15 protein-coding genes are annotated in these 19,301 nt (G+C 34.1%); 12 read left to right on the top strand and 3 right to left on the bottom strand.

Going from position 1 to position 19,301, the window contains the following annotated elements:
* Positions 1-99: 99 nt before the first annotated feature.
* Complete coding sequence (locus GON26_RS16250; protein ID WP_160375826.1) at positions 100-1,320, top strand: MFS transporter; 1,221 nt, start codon at positions 100-102, stop codon at positions 1,318-1,320.
* A complete protein-coding gene (locus tag GON26_RS16245) occupies positions 1,310-3,184 on the top strand; it encodes a trehalase family glycosidase (protein ID WP_160375825.1) in 1,875 nt (624 codons plus the stop codon). Before GON26_RS16250 ends, GON26_RS16245 begins: the two co-directional genes overlap by 11 nt.
* Before the next feature lie 75 nt (positions 3,185-3,259).
* On the opposite strand, the gene GON26_RS16240 is transcribed toward GON26_RS16245, so the two are convergent.
* A complete protein-coding gene (locus GON26_RS16240; protein WP_160375824.1) occupies positions 3,260-4,234 on the bottom strand; it encodes a polyprenyl synthetase family protein in 975 nt (324 codons plus the stop codon).
* 279 nt (positions 4,235-4,513) lie between these two features.
* Between GON26_RS16240 and GON26_RS16235 the strand changes: the two genes are divergently transcribed.
* From GON26_RS16235 to GON26_RS16190, 10 genes are all read left to right on the top strand, one after another.
* Positions 4,514-5,035: a YceI family protein gene (locus tag GON26_RS16235; protein ID WP_160375823.1), complete on the top strand. Its 522-nt coding sequence runs from the start codon at positions 4,514-4,516 to the stop codon at positions 5,033-5,035.
* A gap of 108 nt (positions 5,036-5,143) precedes the next feature.
* Positions 5,144-5,749: a TetR/AcrR family transcriptional regulator gene (locus GON26_RS16230; protein WP_160375822.1), complete on the top strand. Its 606-nt coding sequence runs from the start codon at positions 5,144-5,146 to the stop codon at positions 5,747-5,749.
* A gap of 13 nt (positions 5,750-5,762) precedes the next feature.
* A complete protein-coding gene (locus tag GON26_RS16225; protein WP_160375821.1) occupies positions 5,763-7,097 on the top strand; it encodes a TolC family protein in 1,335 nt (444 codons plus the stop codon).
* 8 nt (positions 7,098-7,105) lie between these two features.
* Positions 7,106-8,173, top strand: a complete 1,068-nt coding sequence (locus tag GON26_RS16220; RefSeq protein ID WP_160375820.1) for an efflux RND transporter periplasmic adaptor subunit — start codon at positions 7,106-7,108, stop codon at positions 8,171-8,173.
* 155 nt (positions 8,174-8,328) lie between these two features.
* Positions 8,329-11,505, top strand: a complete 3,177-nt coding sequence (locus GON26_RS16215; protein WP_160375819.1) for an efflux RND transporter permease subunit — start codon at positions 8,329-8,331, stop codon at positions 11,503-11,505.
* A gap of 213 nt (positions 11,506-11,718) precedes the next feature.
* Complete coding sequence (locus GON26_RS16210) at positions 11,719-14,169, top strand: TonB-dependent receptor (RefSeq protein WP_160375818.1); 2,451 nt, start codon at positions 11,719-11,721, stop codon at positions 14,167-14,169.
* A 63-nt stretch (positions 14,170-14,232) separates the two neighbouring features.
* A complete protein-coding gene (locus tag GON26_RS16205) occupies positions 14,233-14,565 on the top strand; it encodes a hypothetical protein (RefSeq protein WP_160375817.1) in 333 nt (110 codons plus the stop codon).
* Between the two features lie 3 nt (positions 14,566-14,568).
* On the top strand, positions 14,569-14,868 hold the full coding sequence (locus GON26_RS16200) for a hypothetical protein (protein ID WP_160375816.1): 300 nt from the start codon (positions 14,569-14,571) through the stop codon (positions 14,866-14,868).
* 5 nt (positions 14,869-14,873) lie between these two features.
* Positions 14,874-16,427, top strand: coding sequence for a PepSY-associated TM helix domain-containing protein (locus GON26_RS16195; protein WP_160375815.1), 1,554 nt, complete (start codon positions 14,874-14,876; stop codon positions 16,425-16,427).
* A 95-nt stretch (positions 16,428-16,522) separates the two neighbouring features.
* Complete coding sequence (locus GON26_RS16190; protein ID WP_160375814.1) at positions 16,523-17,638, top strand: PepSY-associated TM helix domain-containing protein; 1,116 nt, start codon at positions 16,523-16,525, stop codon at positions 17,636-17,638.
* A 46-nt stretch (positions 17,639-17,684) separates the two neighbouring features.
* Here the strand turns inward: GON26_RS16190 and GON26_RS16185 are convergent, their stop codons facing one another.
* Together GON26_RS16185 and GON26_RS16180 are read right to left on the bottom strand one after the other, a co-directional pair.
* Positions 17,685-18,032 (bottom strand): toxin-antitoxin system YwqK family antitoxin, encoded by a 348-nt coding sequence (locus tag GON26_RS16185; protein ID WP_160375813.1) that lies wholly within the window; start codon positions 18,030-18,032, stop codon positions 17,685-17,687.
* A 209-nt stretch (positions 18,033-18,241) separates the two neighbouring features.
* A complete protein-coding gene (locus tag GON26_RS16180; protein WP_160375812.1) occupies positions 18,242-19,237 on the bottom strand; it encodes a TlpA family protein disulfide reductase in 996 nt (331 codons plus the stop codon).
* Between the last annotated feature and the right edge of the window lie 64 nt (positions 19,238-19,301).

Genomic DNA, 19,301 nt, shown 5'->3' with positions numbered 1-19,301 from the left:
AATGCTGTTTTTATAAACGGCATTTGGTATTTTTAAGGTTATAATCAAATTCTTAGTAAAGAAACAGTATAAAATACTCATCACTGATATTCATAACAAATGAAAAACATAGGAATCAAAATAGCGCTATACCTCAATTACTTTGTTTTTGCTATTTTACTCAACAGCGTTGGAATTGTAATTCTAAAATCGCAAAAAAACTACGGAGTAGATGAAGTACAAGCCAGTATTCTGGAAGCTTTTAAGGATATGCCCATTGCTATTGTGTCTTTTTTTATCGCCTCTTTTTTGCCTAGAATTGGTTACAAAAAAGCCATGCTCATTGGTTTGGCTTTGGTAACATTTGCCTGTGTATCGATGTATTTTGGCAATTCATTCGACAGTGCTAAAATACTTTTTGCAACAGTTGGGGTTTCGTTTGCCTTAATTAAAGTTTCAGTCTATTCTCTTATTGGGGCTGTTACCGAAAATCAAAAAGAACACAATGCTTTAATGAGCAGCATCGAGGGTGTTTTCATGATCGGAATTGCATTGGCTTATTTTTTATTTCCTGCTTTTAATGACGAAAACAATCCAAACGCCTGGCTAAATGTATATTGGCTTCTGGCAACTTTGTCTTTTTTATCTTTTGTGTTTTTATTCTTTACCAAATTTGAAGAAAAAAAAATCACAGCAGGTTTCAATTTTACAGATGATTTTCTGCAAATGTTTAAACTAATTGCAAAAATGCTCACGGTTGTTTTTGTAATCAGTGTTTTTTTGTTTGTAATGATCGAACAGGGAATACTTTCCTGGCTTCCAACTTTCAATACAAAAGTGCTTCATTTGCCTGAAAATGTAAGTATTATGATGGCTAGTATTCTGGCTATTTCACTAGCGGTAGGAAGACTTATTGCCGGTGTTGTAACTAAAAACGTAAGCTGGATTTGGGTACTTACCTGTTGTATTATCGCTGCCATGCTCATCGTAATTTTTGTACTTCCAAAAGTAGTCGGTCTTGAAGTAAAAAGTATCAACACGCTTTCAGACATTCCTCTTATCGGATTTGCTTTTCCTTTAATAGGATTGTTTATTGCCCCGATTTATCCTTTGCTCAATTCAATTGTACTGAGCTCATTACCCAAAAATCTTCAGAGTTCCATGACAGGTCTGATAGTTATTTTCTCGGCTCTTGGAGGAACTTTAGGCTCTCGAATAACGGGATGGCTGTTTAAAAATGAAAGTCCGGAAAAGGCCTTTTATTTTACTTTAATCCCGATGTTTTTATTGCTGATTTCTTTTTTTATTCTAAAAAAAATAACCACAAAAGATGAAATTTAAATTACATATACGCCAGACTTTAGAAAAATTATTAGCTCAGGAAGACACTGATGGTGATAAAAAAATTACCGTTGATGACAAGGGGCCAAAATGTTTTTTATTAGAAAATGAAACAGGAAATTCTGTTGCTATTGAAGGAACTTATCATCTTTCGAATCTTTTGCAGGAATTAGCTTTATCAAAAAAAGAAAATACAGATTTTGCTGAAATAAATCTGGATCATATCATAGAAAACCCTGTAGATAGAATTTCCAGAAAAATAAAAGATTTGTATTGGAACGGTTTAACCCGAACAATAGATGCAGACGGAATCCGAAAAATCTTAGAAGACGATAAGATCGAGAATACTATTTCGTATTTGTATGTTCCTTTTGGCGATGAAATGGTTTTTGACTATTTCAAAAAGTTAGAAACTACAAATTCAAAGCTAAAAGTGGAGCAGCTGCCTAAAAACATTTCCCCGGAATATGTGCTGTCATTAAATGAAAAGCCTGGTATTTTAGCTTTGGCTCTTCAAATAAAAGACAATGAAATATCAGGTGTTCCGTTTGTGGTTCCGGGGGGAAGATTCAACGAAATGTACGGCTGGGACAGTTATTTTATTGCCAAAGGTCTTTTGATAGATAACAAAACAGAACTGGCTTTAGGCATAGCTGAGAATTTTAAATACCAGATAGATCATTACGGAAAAATCCTGAATGCCAACAGAAGCTATTATCTTACGCGAACGCAGCCTCCGCTCTATACCTCATTGATTAGGGATGTTTTAGAAAAATCTAATTCTGAAATTTTCTGGATAGAAAGACATCTAAAAACCGCTATCAAAGAATACCAAACCGTTTGGATGGAAGAAGGAAAAAGATTGACGGCAAATGGGCTGAACCGATACAAAGCCGAAGGAATAGGGCTTCCGTTTGAGGTAGAAGAAGGCCATTTTGATGATATTCTGGAACAGTTTGCCCCAAAACACAATCTTTCGACACGGGAATTCGAAAAAAAATATCTCAGGAGAGAGATTAACGAGCCTGAGTTGGATAAGTATTTTACGCACGACAGGAGTATGCGCGAAAGCGGCCATGATACCACCAACCGATTAGTCGCTATTTGCGCCAATCTGAACACGGTTGCCATTAATAGTTTATTGTATAAATACGAAACGGATATTGCTTATTTAATTGAAAACTATTTCAAAAAAGAATTTCAATATGATGAACATATTTCATATTCCAGTAATTATTGGAGTTCGAAAGCCAATTCTAGAAAAGAAAAAGTAAACCAATTGTGCTGGAATGCTGAAAACGGAATTTATCTGGATTATAATTTTGTTACGGAACAACAACATTTTTTTGATGCTGCCACCACTTTTTATCCGCTTTGGGCAAAAATAAGTACACCTGAACAAGCGGAAATTTTAGTAAAAAACACTTTACCAAAGTTTAAAATGAAAGGAGGAATAGCGGGCAGCACTAAAGAAGCGATTGCTAATTTAGGCAAAAATTCACCTGTAAGACAATGGGATTATCCGTTTGGATGGGCGCCACACCAAATGCTTTTGTGGGAAGGTTTATTAAATTATAATTTTAATGATGAGGTTCAGGAAATGGTCTATCGATGGCTTTGGCTGATTACCCGAAATGCGGTTGACTATAACGGAACCATTCCTGAGAAATTTGATTTAGAAATAAGTTCACACAAGATTTTTGCTGAATATGGCAATGTTGGAACCGAATTTAATTACATCACCGAAGAAGGTTTTGGCTGGATGAATGCTTCTTATCAGTACGGATTGACGATTTTGAGAGAAGATTTAAAACAAAAATTATCTGATTTGGTGGATCCCGATGAACTTTTTTTAAATAATTAAAAATAAAATAGCCACAGATTATTAGGGTTTCAAGGATTAACCTGTGAAAATCTTTTTAATCTGTGGCTTCATTTTTTATACTTTTCTTCCCATTAAATTTTCACCAAATTTCCTTAAAATATTCTTCTTTTCAGGATTGATATCCATTTTGTCTAAGGTTTCGAAAGCTTTATACGTGTACATTTCTATGGCTTCCTGAGTGGCTTTTGAAGCACCGGATTCGATAAAAATAGCTTTTGCTGTTTCAATCTTTTTAGTGTTATCTTCTAATTGTAAATTGAATAATTCCCTTAATTCTGAAGCTTTTTCAGGATTCGAAAATTCTAATGCCTTAATATATAAAAAGGTTTTTTTATTTTCGATAATATCACCGCCCACTTGTTTTCCAAAAGTTTCCGGATCACCAAAAGCATCTAAAAAGTCATCCTGCAATTGAAACGCTAGTCCTAAGTTTAGTCCAAAATCATAAATTAATTCGGCCTCTTTTTCTGAAGTTTTGGCTACAATGGCGCCCATTTTCATGGCTGCAGCAACCAAAACGGCCGTTTTATATTCGATCATTTTTAAATATTCCGGAATTGTGACGTTGTTTCTTTCTTCAAAATCAACATCCCATTGCTGTCCTTCGCAAACTTCGAGTGCTGTTTTGCTAAACAACTTTGCCAAATCTCTAAAAACTGTTGGTTCGTACTGCTCAAAATATTGATAGGCCAGAATCAGCATGGCATCACCAGAAAGAATTCCGGTATTGATATTCCATTTTTCATGTACCGTTTCTTGTCCTCTTCGCAAAGGTGCATCATCCATAATATCATCGTGAACTAAGGAGAAGTTATGAAAAACTTCTACCGCCATTGCAGCCGGAAGTGCCACTTTGTAATCGGTATCGAAAACTTCTGAAGCCATAAGAGTCAGCACAGGTCGCATTCTTTTTCCGCCTAAGCCTAAAATATATTCAATAGGTTCGTAAAGACTTTTTGGTTCTTTGTTTATGCTTTGGCTTTTTAAATAACTAATAAAAAAATCTTGGTACTGACTAATATTGTGCATAAAATGAAATTCTGATTTACGAAGTCCAAAGATACAATTCAAATATTAATTATCGGTTTCTATTTTTAAACCTAACTCAGATTTAGCGTTTCCTTTAAAATTAACTTTAACCTACTTATTTTCAGTACTTTAAAAATAATTTAAAAAAAACACGGAAACTTTTTTGGTTTTCCGAGTTTCCTACCTATATTTGCGCCATTAAAAAGGAAACTTTGAAAACTAAAAAAGTTTCCTGATGAATTTCAAAAATATTTATAAACTCATATAAAACAACTATTTATGAAAACAAAATGGACGATAAACTCTAGCCAATCAGATGTTTTAATTAAAATGAGACATTCTATAATTGCCTATTTAGGAGGAACTTCAAACAAATTTGATGGTTTTGTAAATATTGAGAACAATGAAATTAAGGATGCTTCTGTAGCATTTTCATTAGATATAAATAATAAAAAAGATAGCTTTCAGCAGATGGATACCTATTTGCAGCTACAGGATTTGTTTGATGTAAACGAATATCCGATTATTAGTTTTAAATCGACTTCTTTTCAAAAAATAAACAACAACATCAATTTTTTTAAAGGCGACCTGACTATAAAAGATGTGACCAGAGTAGTGGAGCTTGATGCTGAATTTATCGGCATTAACTCTTATAATGGTGATAAAAAAGTTGCTTTTAAAATTACAGGGGATATTAAGCGCCAGGATTTTGGTTTGGACTATCATTCTTATAATCAGAATGGTGGATTGGCTTTAGGAAAAGACATTAAACTGATTGCGAATTTAGAATTTAGTATATAATACTTACAAAATGAATAATTTAATGTAAAATTAGTACAAATATAATGGAAACTAATATTTGATTAAAAGTTTCCTTCTTATATTTGTTATGCAATTTGAAAGCTCAAAATGAAAGATAAAATCATACAAAAAGCGAGTGAGTTATTTTTAAAACTTGGTTTTAAAAGTGTCACTATGGATGATATTGCGGGGGAAATGTGTATTTCTAAAAAAACGATTTACAAATACTTTTGCAACAAAGAAGTTTTAATTGAAGAAAGTACTTCGATGGTTCACAAGCAGGTACACGAAGTAATTGATACTATTGTGGCTAAAAACCTCAATGCCATTGATGAAAATTTTCAAATTAGAGAGATGTTTCGGGATATGTTTAAAAACTCCACAGACACCTCGCCGCTTTATCAATTAAAAAAACATTATCCTGAAATCTATCAGAATGTAATGACTTACGAAATTGATCAGTGTACACAATATTTTAGAGATAACATTCATAAGGGAATGAATGAAAATTTATATCGCAAAGATTTAAATGTTGATGTCTATGTGAAATTTTATTACACTTTAGTTTTCCATATCAACGAAAACACGATGTCTGAAAGAGAAGCACAAAAAATCGAATTAGAGGCTTTAGAATATCATACCAGAGCAATGGCTACACCAGAAGGAATACTAGAACTAGAAAAACAGCTTAAAAAATTTATTACAAATTATTAATCATCAATCATTTATGAAAAAAATAATTCTTATATTTTTGTGTTCAATTGGCTTATCTGTCAGCGCACAAGTCAAAACTTTAACTTTAAAAGATGCTTTAAATTACGCATTGCAAAATAAGGCAGATGCTAAAAAAGCAAAATTGCAAGTTGAAAACAGTGAATATCAAATTCAGGAAGTGCGATCAAGAGCTTTGCCTCAGATTTCTGCAAACGGTAATTTGACCTACAATCCAATTTTGCAAACCAGCGTAATTGATGGAGCTGGATTTGGAGCACCAGGAACTACAATTCAGGCAGTTTTTGGACAAAAATGGACTTCCGGAGCCGGGATTTCATTAACGCAGGCTTTGTTTGATCAATCGGTTTTTACCGGTTTAAGAGCTGCAAAATCTACACGCGAGTTTTATCAGATAAACGATCAGTTGACAGAGGAACAAGTAATTGAAAGAGTGGCGAACAACTACTATTCGGTTTATGTGCAACGCGAAAGATTGGCTTTGTTAGACAGTAACTACATAAATACGACTAAAGTTCGTGATATTGTAAAAGGACAATTTGATAATGGTTTAGCTAAAAAAATTGATTTAGACCGAATTATTGTAAAAATGTCTAACATTAGTACAGAGCGTCAGCAAATCCTAAATCAGGTTCAATTGCAGGAAAACGCATTGAAGTTTTATATGGGAATGCCTATTGAAACAGAAATTGTAATTCCTCAGGAACAATTTGAAGTTACTCCGGAAGCCTTGACAGAAGCTCCTAATACAGCAAACAGAACGGAATATTTGCTTTTGAAAAAACAGGAAGAGCTTTTGGTTTATCAGAAAAAATCAATCGAAGCTCAATACTATCCTACACTTTCACTGACCGCTGGTTATAATTATTTAGGACAAGGGCCAGAAGTACCTCTTTTTGCTAAACCTTCGGATGGTGTTTACTGGTCTGATTATTCAGCAATAGGTTTGAATCTTCATGTTCCTATTTTTACAGGTTTTGGAACAAGAGCTAAAGTAAGACAGGCAGATGTTGAAATCAGATCGCTTCAGGAAGATATCAAAGACACACAGCTTTCGCTTGATTTAGATTATAGAAATGCAAAAACTCAAATTGAGAACAACCTTGTAACTATTGAGAATCAAAGAGAAAATATGCGTTTGGCTGGAGAAATTTTAAGCAACACAAAAAACAATTACCTTCAGGGATTGGCATCATTAACAGATTTATTGGATGCTGAAAACGCATCACTTGAAGCACAAAATAACTACACCAGAGCAGTCTTAAATTACAAAGTTGCTGAAGTAGCATTAATCAAATCAAAAGGAGAACTAAAATCACTTATTAAATAACTAACAAAATGAAGAAAATTATTATAACAATCGTAGTCATAGTTGGAGCATTAGCACTGATTGGATTCGTATTAACTAAAAATAAAGAAGAGAACAAAGCTAAAACAGATATCGTTGCTGAGAAAAATGCAGCTGTTTCTGTAAAAGTAGCGAAAGTAAAAACGGAAGAAGTTTCACTTGATTTCGTTGCAAACGGAAGTTTTCAGCCTATTCAGGAATTAACTTTCTCTGCTGAGAAATCTGGAAAAGTAATCAGTGTTTTAGTAAAAGAAGGTGATTATGTAAGAGTAGGTCAGCCAATGCTAACGGTAAGAGGTGATGTAATTAATGTAAGCGCGCAGCAAGCACAGGCAGTTTACCAAAATGCAAAATCGGATTACAGCAGATACGAAAATGCTTTTAAAACGGGTGGTGTTACCAAACAACAATTAGATCAGGCAAAATTAGCATTAACAAATGCTGAGTCTAACTTAAAACAAGCTAATATCAATGTTGGAGATACTAAAGTAAAAGCACCAATAAGTGGTTTTATTAATAAAAAATATATTGAACCAGGTTCTATTTTAGCAGGAATGCCTGCAACTGCCATGTTTGATATTGTAAATGTTTCAAGATTGAAATTAGTAGTTACAGTAAACGAAAACCAGGTGGCAGGATTGAAAGTTGGAAACACAATCAATGTTACTGCAAGTGTTTATCCTGACAAATCATTCTCTGGAAAAATTACTTTTATTGCTGCAAAAGCTGACGAAAGTTTGAATTTTCCTGTTGAAATTGAAATCGCAAACAATTCAAGCAATGACCTGAAAGCAGGTATGTACGGAACGGCGAATTTTGCTTCGAACCAACAAAAACAAAATCTGATGGTGGTTCCTAGAAATGCCTTTGTTGGAAGTGTTAGCAGCAACCAGATTTTTGTTGTTGAAAATAATATTGCCAAATTAAGAAAAGTAACTGCCGGAAGAATTTTAGGAGATACTGTAGAAATTATCAACGGATTATCTGATGGTGAAACGGTAATTGTTACAGGTCAAATCAATCTACAAGACGGTAATACAGTAGAAATTATTAAATAAAAGTAATTAGTACGGAGTATTTAGTACTTAGTTTATAAGTCCTTAGTCCTTAGAATTTGTGAAAGTAAATAACTAAGGACAACGAACTGACTAAAAAAAAGACTAAGGACTAAAAAACTAAGGACTAAAAACTTAATAAAATTTAAAAAACATATATGAAATTAGCCGAAATATCCATAAAACGTCCGTCGTTAGTAATTGTATTGTTTACAATTCTAACACTTGGTGGATTGTTCAGTTACAGCCAATTGGGCTATGAGCTGATCCCTAAATTTGAGCAAAACGTTATTACAATTTCTACTATTTATCCAGGAGCTTCTCCGAGTGAGGTTGAAAATACGGTTACCAAAAAAATTGAAGATGCGATTGCGTCTTTAGAGAATGTCAAGAAAATTGACTCGAAATCTTACGAAAGTTTATCTATTGTTTCGATTACACTGACGTCAAACGCAAAAGTTGATTTCTCTTTGAATGATGCGCAGCGTAAAATAAACGCCATCATTAGTGATTTACCGGAAGATGTAAAAACACCGGCACTAACGAAATTCTCCCTGAGTGATTTACCGATTATGACATTGGGTGCCAACGGAAAAATGGACGAAGCGGAGTTTTATGACTTAATTGATAAAAAAATTGCACCAATTTTATCCCGTGTGCAAGGTGTTGCTCAGGTAAATATTATTGGTGGTTCAGAGCGTGAAATTCAGGTAAACCTTGATGCAATAAAAATGCAGGGTTACGGATTATCTGTTCCTCAGGTACAACAAAATATTTTGACTTCGAACCTGGATTTCCCAACAGGAAACGTTCAGACTCGTGACCAGAAAATATTAATTCGTTTGGCAGGTAAGTACAAAAGTGTACAGGAATTAAGAAACTTAGTGGTTTCTTCTCAAAACGGAATTCAAATTCGTTTGGGAGATATTGCCGATGTTCAGGATACACAGAAAATTGCCGAAAAAATATCTCGTGTAGATCAAAAAAGTGCTATTGTTTTGCAAATCGTAAAACAATCTGATGCCAATGCGGTTGCGGTAAGTGAGCAATTATTGAAAACAATTGCAGAACTTGAAAAAGATTATGCAAAAAACAGTTTAAAATTAGAAGTTGCAAAAGACAGTACGATTTTTACGCTTGAAGCAGCAGATTCTGTTGTTCACGATTTATTGATCGCCGTAATTCTGGTAGCATTTGTAATGTTGTTCTTCCTGCACAGTATCAGAAACTCATTAATCGTAATGGTTTCGATTCCTGCTTCGTTGATCGCAACTTTCATCGGAATTTATTTGATGGGATACACGCTGAACTTAATGAGTTTATTAGGATTATCTCTGGTCGTCGGGATTCTGGTCGATGATGCGATTGTGGTATTAGAAAATATCTACAGGCACATGGAAATGGGTAAAAGCCGTATTCGTGCATCGTATGATGGTACTGCCGAAATTGGTGGAACTGTAACTTCGATTACGTTGGTAATTGTGGTGGTGTTCTTACCTATCGCAATGAGTTCTGGTTTGGTATCTAATATTATTACGCAATTTTGTGTTACGGTAATTATTTCAACATTATTATCATTATTAGCGTCATTTACTATTATTCCATGGTTATCATCCCGTTATGGAAAATTAGAACATATTGAAGGAAAGAATTTATTCGGAAGAGTTATTCTTGGTTTCGAAAGTTATTTAACTCGTTTTACCAACTGGGTTTCTGAATTGTTGACTTGGTGTTTAGATCATTATTTCAAAACGATTGCAGTAGTTGTTGTTTTGTTTTTCGCCTCTACAATCGGATTAATGGCAGGAGGATTTATCGGAGGAGAGTTTTTCGCTTCTTCTGATAGTGGCGAGTTTTTAGTTCAGATCGAAATGCCAAAAGATGCTTCGTTAGAACAAACGAACTTTATGACGCAAAAAGCAGAAGCTTATTTGAAAGGTCAGGAATATGTTCACAGTCAGATTACTACAGTAGGACAAACTTCTGAAGGTTTTGGTGCATCACAAGCTACAGCTTACAAAGCGGAGATTGACGTAAAAATGATTGAGCAAAAAGACCGTACAGATGATGCGAATGTTTACGCAGCAAAAATGAAGCGTAAATTAGAGAAAGTACTGGTTGGAGCAAAAGTAAAAACTGTTCCAGTGGGTATTTTAGGAACAGCTGAAGATGCTACTTTAGGATTGATCGTAACAGGTCCATCAACAGAAAGTGCAATGGCTTTTGCTAAATTGGCTGAAGCCGAATTACGCACCATTCCTGGAACAACAGAGATCAAATTAACGGTTGAAGACGGAAATCCTGAAATCAACGTAAAAGTAGATCGTGATAAAATGGCTGCTTTAGGTTTGACTTTACAAACAGTAGGTTTAACGATGCAAACTGCTTTTAGTGGAAATACTGATGGTAAATACAGAGCTGGTGAATACGAATACGATATCAACATCAGATACAATGCTTTTGACAGAAAAAGTATTACTGATGTTAGTAATTTGATTTTCATCAACAGTGCAGGACAACAAATTAAATTATCTCAGTTTGCTGATATTACAGAAGGTTCCGGACCTAGCCAGTTAGAGCGTAGAGACAAATCGGCGTCTGTAACCGTAAAAGGTCAAAACGTAGGGGTTCCGTCAGGAACAATTGTTGGAATCTGGCAGGAAAAACTGGATAAATTAGAAAAACCAGCTGGAGTAAATTATATCTGGGGTGGAGATCAGGAAAACCAAAGTGAAGGTTTTGGTACTTTAGGAATCGCTTTATTAGCGGCTATTATTTTGGTTTACCTTGTAATGGTTGGTCTTTACGACAGTTTCGTTCACCCGTTTGTGGTATTGTTTGCCATTCCGCTTTCGTTCATTGGTGCGATGTTGGCTTTGGCTCTGACGAATAATTCATTAAACATCTTTACCATTTTGGGTATCATCATGTTGATTGGTCTGGTGTGTAAGAATGCGATCATGCTGGTCGATTATACTAATCAGCGAAGAGCTGCTGGTGAGTCTATCAGAACCGCATTGATTCAGGCAAATCACGCACGTTTACGTCCAATCTTGATGACGACCATTGCGATGGTATTTGGTATGTTCCCAATTGCATTAGCATCTGGAGCAGGAGCTGAATGGAAAAACGGTTTGGCTTGGGTAATTATAGGAGGATTAATTTCTTCTTTATTCCTAACCTTGATTGTTGTTCCGGTAATCTATCAGATAATGGAAGCTATAATCCGTAGATTGTCTAAAGGAGAAAAAATCGATTACGAAGCTGAAATGGTTGCGGACTATGAGCATACCGAATTAAGCGAAGACGGTTTCAACCCGAAACACACGCATTAATCTGTAATTTAATTTTAGAATTTAAAGCCTGTTCATTTGTTTGAACAGGCTTTTTTGTTTTTATTTAGAAAGAATCTCAATAATTTCTTAAATTTTTACCAAAAGCAAAAAAATAACATCTTTTAAGTTTTTTATTTAGAATAAATTAAAATAGACTTGTTTTGTGTGTAATCAACAATTAAATTTGCGTTATTAAAATCAATTCTAAATAACATGAAAACCAAATTTACAATATCCTTTTTGAGTTTTTGCTTCGTTTTATTGCTAAATACCACTGTTTGGGCACAAGAAAAAGCAACTATCAAAGGGCAGGTTAGTATTTCAGCAGAAGAAAGTCCAGAAAATATTTCGGTAGTTCTAAAAGGAACTCGCTTAGGTACTATAACTGACAGCGAAGGAAATTATAAAATAAAAAATGTCAAATCAGGAACTTATACTTTAAAAGTTTCTGCAGTAGGATTTAATTCTACAGAGAAAAAAATAACGGTTACTGAAGGAGCCGAAATAGTAGAAAATTTCAGCCTCACAACCAACTCAGAAGAACTAACTGAGGTAGTTGTAAACAGTGGAAAGAAAAACCATTTTGCCAGAAAAGAAAGTCAACAAGTATCCAGATTACCTCTTAAAAATCTTGAAAACCCACAATCTTACACTACTATAACTGGTGAATTATTAAAAGAGCAAGTAGTAACCAATTTTGATGATGCCTTAAAAAATGCTTCAGGTATCACGCCTCTTTGGGCTGCTACAGGACGTGGTGGCGACGGAGCAGCTTATTACTCTTTAAGAGGTTTTCCTGTTCAGCCAACTATGGTTAACGGATTACCAGGTCTTACAAACGGAAGTTTAGATCCTGCTAATATTGACAAAATTGACATCATCAAAGGACCTTCTGGAACTTTGTTTGGAAGTAGCTTAATTTCTTACGGAGGTTTAATCAACACTACAACCAAAAAACCATATAAAACTTTTGGTGGAGAAGTAAATTATACTGGTGGAAGCTATGGTTTACACCGTGTAACAGCTGATATAAACACACCTTTAAACGACCAAAAAACTTTAAATTTTAGATTAAACACAGCATTTAACAAACAAGAAAGTTTTCAAGATGCAGGTTTTAGAGAAACTTACTTTGTTGCACCTTCATTATCTTACGAAGTAAACGACAGATTATCATTCTTAATTAATACAGAATTCATGAGCAATGAATCTACTAATCCAACGATGTTGTTTTTGGATAGAGGTGCTCCTTTAAGAGTTACTAATATTAAAGAATTAAAGTATGATAACGAGCGTTCATACACAAGTAACGAATTGACAATCAAAACGCCTTCTTATAATGTACAAGCTCAGATGTTTTACAAGCTTTCTGATCAATGGACTTCACAAACGGTGTTTTCTGCAAGCTCTGCTAAGTCTTCAGGAAACTACGCTTATTTGTACGAAGGAACACAATTTACACCAATTACAGACGGAATTGTACTGGCCCGTTACTTTAACTACCAAGACAACCAAAACAAAACGACTGATATTCAACAAAACTTCAACGGTGATTTCAAAATTGGAAACATGAGAAACAGAATCGTTGTAGGTTTTGATTATTTTAAAAGAACAACTGCTGATCGTAGCTCAGGATATTTCCAAAATGGATATGTTTATGTTGGAGATAATTTACAATCATTCAATGCTGTTTTCGGACCTTCAAATGGTGATACTGGTGATTTAACAAAAGCAGGAAATGATGCTATTGTTGGGGATAGTCCAAGAAACGATGCACATACAAAACAAGAAGTTTATAGTGCTTATATTTCTGATGTAATCAACTTTACACCAGCATTATCAGCTATGTTAAGTTTACGTGCTGACCGTTTTATGAATGCTAAAAATGACGGATACAACCAAACGGCATTCTCACCAAAATTTGGTTTAGTTTACCAACCAATTTTAGACAAAGTTTCGGTTTTTGCTAATTATATGAATGGTTTTGTGAATATTGCTCCAGGTCAAAATCGTTCTGGTGGTATTGCTACTCCTGTAACATTTAATCCAGAACATGCAAATCAGTTTGAATTTGGTACAAAATTGAATCTTTTCAAAGACAAATTATATGCAACAGTTAGTTACTACGATATTAAAGTAACTGACCAGGTTTATGTTGTAGAAACGCCAAGCGGAGATCCAGCTATTCCAAACAACCAAACTTCTTTTCAAGACGGTGGCCAACACAACAAAGGTTTTGAAGCAGAATTTATTGCAAATCCGGTAAACGGTTTAAACATTGTTTTTGGGTATAGTTATAACGACGCCGTTTTAACTAAAGGAGATGCTGATTTTGTAGGATACCGACCAGAAAGTGCTGGAGCTCAAAATTTAGCAAACCTTTGGGCTAGCTACAAATTTACAAGTGGTGTACTTAGAGGTTTCGGATTAGGTTTTGGTGGAAATTATGTAGGTGATAACAAAATCATGAACAGAAAAACGGCTGGAACATTTACAATTCCTGAATACACAGTTTTAAACTCATCTTTGTTTTACAGTGCTGAAAAATTTACTATTACAGTAAAATTAAATAACATCACAAATGAAGAACTTTATGATGGTTGGTCAACAATTCACCCTAAAGATCCAAGAGCTGTAGCAGCAAGTTTCTCATACAGATTCTAAAATTAATAAAACAAAAACACCTTTCTTTTTATCCGGAAAGGTGTTTTTTAAATGTTTATAATTATGATAACAATAGCCAGTTTAATCGTTTTTTTAGCTTTTTACACGTTGTATTATACTTCAAAAAGAGCTACTTTATCGTATGATTTAGGTTTTGAAAAATGGATGCAGAAAAATCCAAGACAAACCAAACTTACAGGTTTAGGATTGCTTTTATTAGCTTACACAACCTGGCTTTTTGCACACGCATTATGTTGCGGAACCTTATTGTTTTTTATTCAGTTAATGACTATTGGAAGTTTGATTATCATTTTGGCACCATTAAAAAAAGTAAATATCAAAATTGTGTTCCTGCTTTTTGTAATAGTCGCTTTATTAGAATTTTATTATAACTAAAATATGCCCGCAAATCCAAAATACTTAACCCAATCAAAATGGCAACGGTTTGCCAAAATTACAGCTGCTATTCTTGGCGGCTATTTTGTTTCTGTAAGCTTTCATTTGGCATTGGCTTCCTGGTTTAACCGAGCAAACGTAGTGATGACAATGGCGTATAGTGGTTTTATTCTATGGGTTGCACTCATGGTTCTTGCCTTTTTGGCCAAAAGCGGATTGAAAATCTGGGGTATTTATATACTGCTTACGTTAATTTTCTCCATTTTAATTTATTTGGGACAAACCTATAATCCAACTGCATAACGCTTATGAACAATCGTCATTATAATATTTATTTTCATACTCATACCGTTAGTGGAATTGTCATTAGTGTAGTGCTTTTTGTAATTTTCTTTGCCGGGTCTTTTTCTTTTTTTAGAGATGAAATCATCAATTGGGAAAGAAGCGAATCTACGGCATTAACAAAAGAAATTCAGTTAAACTACGATTCGGCTTTAAAAAAACTGGATAAAGAACATGTCCTGCACGGACGAAACCTTACGATTTCCAAACCAAGTACTGAAAAAAGGGTCGCTATTTATTTAGAAGGAACGAAAGACACTTTGGCTCCAGCCAAACAAAAAGAAGGGAATTTCTTTTATTTTGATACGGAGAATTTTAAAAGTTTTACATACGAAGAATCGTATTCGCTTGGAGAATTTTTATACCGATTACATTTCCTGGCACAAATTCCTTATCCTGTTGGCTATTATCTTTCTGGTTTTGTAGCCTTGTTTTTTCTATTTGCCATCATCACAGGAGTTTTATTGCACTGGAAAAAAATCGTTTCTAATTTTTATGTTTTCCGTCCTAAGGAAAAACTAAAAACATTATGGACAGATGCACATACGGCATTAGGAATGTTAGGACTACCTTTTCAGTTTGTATATGCGGTAACAGGTGCTTTTTTTATGATTAAATTGTTAATCGTAGCACCAAGTGTCATGGCTTTGTACCAAGGCGATCAAAACAAATTATACAAAGAACTGGAATATACAGAACCCGATTATGATTTTAAAAACAAGCCTTTAACAGCTGATTTTAGCATTAATAAATTGGTCGAAAAAACAAAAAGTAATTGGAAGGATTTTGAAATTACACGAGTTCTAATTCAGAATTATGGAGATGCAAACATGCACGTTTTAGTCGAAGGGGAATTGTTGCACAAAAAGAAATTCACAGGAATCGGAAAAGTGGTTTATCGTGTTTCTGACGGAAAAGAGGTTGCAAAAAAAGATCCAATCACTCAAAACAAATATCTCGATGCTGTAAAAAATGTTTTGTACCGAGTGCATTTTGGTGATTATGGTGGATATGCGCTAAAAATCGTAAGTTTCGTTTTGGGAATTATCACCTGTTTTGTTATTATTTCAGGAGTGATGATTTGGCTCGTTGCCAGACAAAAAGCAAATATGCCCGAAAAGAAAAGACGTTTCAACCGTAGAGTGGTTCGCATATATTTGGCGATTTGTCTGAGTATGTACCCAGTTACAGCTTTGGCTTTTATTGGTGCCAAATTGTTTTATCCATTAAGTCAATCCAATCTTTATACGCTTTATTTTGTGAGTTGGTTATTGCTGACTATCTTTTTTATCGTCAAGCGAAAGGATGCTTTTACCAATAAATACAGCTTGATTTCAGGAAGTATTTTAGGGTTTTTGGTTCCAGTCATTAATGGAATTGTAACAGGAAAATGGTTCTGGAGTTCCTTTATAAACAATCAGTTTCAAATATTTTTTATTGATGTTTTTTGGATTGTTTTGGCTTCGATTACCCTTTATGTTGCTTTTTCATTACAGCCAAAAACAGTAAAAGCGAGTTAAAAACCAAAAATAATTTGTCCCATATTGATTTAGCATCTACTTTTGCCTTATCCTAAGTTATTCTAAATAAAAAGAATTTCAAGGATTATAAAAGAATGGGATTTAAATCAAAAATACGTTTTATACACAAATGGCTCGGATTAATTTCCGGGCTTATTGTTTTTATTGTCAGTGTTACAGGCTGTTTGTTTTGTTTTCACGACGAAATAAAAGATATTACCCGTAAGGAATGGCGTTTGGTAGAACCGCAAAATAGACCTTTTTTGATGCCTTCGGTTTTGCAGGAAAAAGCAAAAAAAGTGGCACCAGAAAACAAACAATCTATGGTTTCGTATTACGGAAAAGAGCGATCAGCCGTTGTTTACACCTATTCGGATACTGAAAATTTATATCTTTATTTTAACCCTTATACCGGCGAATACTTAAAATCTGAAAATCCTAAATATGATTTTTTTATTATTGTTGAGTACATTCATTTGTATTTACTGCTGCCGGATTATATCGGGAAACATATTATTGGCGGCGCAACGATTATTTTTATTTTACTGTTGATTTCCGGAATTATTCAGTGGTGGCCCAAACGAAAAAACGATCTAAAAAGAGTTTTTACGATAAAATGGTCTGCAAAATGGCGTCGTGTCAACTATGACTGGCACAATACTTCGGGATTTTACATTTCGATTATTGCAGTCATTATAGCCATTTCTGGTTTGACTTTTACTTATGAATGGGTGGGTGACGGCATTTATAAAGCGTTCAATTTTGGAGGAGATAAAGCTGTAGAAATCAAAGCTCCTGTAATTGACACTACAAAATTTGACAAAAATACTTCGATAGCAATCGACCGAGCTTTCATCGCCACAATGAAACAGCAACCAAAATCGGAAATGTTTTACGTAATGCTTCCACAGCAAAAAGGCGATATTATAAACACAGGCGCTTACCCCCATGCGTTACGTTTTGACCATCAAAGCAATTATTTCTTTCATCCAAATGATGGAAAATTAATCGAAAGTCAGCCTTATGACAAAAAAAGTTTAGGTTTGCAGGTTGTAGAAATGAACTACGGAATTCACACAGGACAAATCCTTAATTTACCTGGAAAAATTATTGCCTTTATTGTGAGTTTGATTGCGGCCGCTTTGCCCGTAACCGGTTTTATAATTTGGTACGGACGAAGAAAAAAGTCTTGTAAAAAATTGAAGGCATAAAAAAACCGCCTATTAAAGCGGTTCTCCATATTAAAATATAAACATCTTAATTTCTATCTGCTAAAGCATCTTTTTGTAGATTTTTTACAGACTCAACTTTGTTATCTGCGTAAGCAACCTGATTGATGGTTTTGTCATTAAAATACATCCATTTTCCGGTTTTTACTCCGTTTGTATATTCAGCAACAGCGGTTTTATTTCCCTTTTCGTCATACGCTACCCAAACGCCATCTAGCTTTCCATCCACAAAATAACCTTCTTGTTGTACTCGGCCATTATCATAATAATAAGTAGCTTTTACTTTGTTTCCAACTGCTTCTAATTCGGGATTTACTTCTTGTGCAACTAAAATTCCAGAGAACAATATTGCAACTAAAATTACACACTTTTTCATATCTAGTAGGTATTAATGTTATCAAATCTTTATCAAATATATAAAATAGTTTACATTAAAAAAACTTTTGCTTAACAATTTGGTAACATTGAGTAAAAGCTTAACATTGGAAATGAGTCATGTACAAAAAAACCAATGCTGAGGCATTGGTTTTACTAGGTTTTTAGTAAAATACTAAAAAGAGCTATATCGTTGTAATTTTTATCAATTTACTTTAAAAGTGTGTCTAATTTAGCTTCAAGTTCTGGTGAAGAGGGTCTTGGGGCATCTGCACTCACAACATTTCCGTTTGGATCAATTAAGATAAATCTCGGAATTCCGGTTACACCATATTTCACCACAAATTCAGATTCCCAATCTTTATCCGCAAACAATTGTACACCGCCTAAATTTTTATCGGCAACAAATTTTTTCCATTTTTCATGGTCTTTAAGTTTATCAATAGAAATACTTACGAATTCAATGTTTTTTCCATGATATTTTTGTTCGGCCTTTTGTAAAAAGGGAATTTCAGCCCTGCATGGTCCACACCAGGTTGCCCAAAGGTCAATATAAACATATTTTCCTTTTAAATCAGCCAGTTTGGTTTTTCCTCCTTTGTAATTTTCATAATCAAATTCTGGCGAAGGTTTTCCGTTAATCTTATTCATCTCTGCAGCACGATCATATTCCTGAACTACATATTGACTAAATTGTTCAAAAGAACCTAAAAGCACTTTTTTAAATTCTGGGTCATAATCGCCTTTTTCAATTGTTGCAATGTCAGACTTTATCTTTTGTTCCAAAAATGCTGTAAACTCTGGTTTTTCTTTTGTAAATGCTTGCTCTAAAAATTTTTCATTATCTAATGAATGCTTGGCCAAAAAGTTACTTTCGTTAACTCCTTTTCCTTTATATACAATAGTTTCATCAAATTCTTTCGCATCCATTGTTAAGTTTACTTCGGAGTCGGGGTATAAATATAAACTTGATGATTCGAGTCCGTCAGAAAATTGATAAAACCCTTTAGGAGCTTCAAAGTTCCTTGAAAAGACTTCGTTTTTATCAATTTTTATAACTTGTCTAAATTGATTTGCTCCTCTAATTACTAGTGAGTCGCTATTTCTGTGTGCTATTTTAGCCGTAAATTTTACTTGATTTTTCGTCTGACTTATACCATTCAAAGCACTAAAAATCAACAAACCTGCAACAAAAAGGTTTTTCATATTATTTGTAGTTAAGTTTAATCTGACTCAAATCTAAAGAAATTAAGGGTATCAAATTTAAGAA

The organism is Flavobacterium hydrocarbonoxydans (assembly GCF_009789235.1).
GTDB lineage: Bacteria > Bacteroidota > Bacteroidia > Flavobacteriales > Flavobacteriaceae > Flavobacterium > Flavobacterium hydrocarbonoxydans.
Note: the sequence above shows the minus strand (reverse complement) of the source record. Positions and strands in the feature narration are given on the sequence as shown.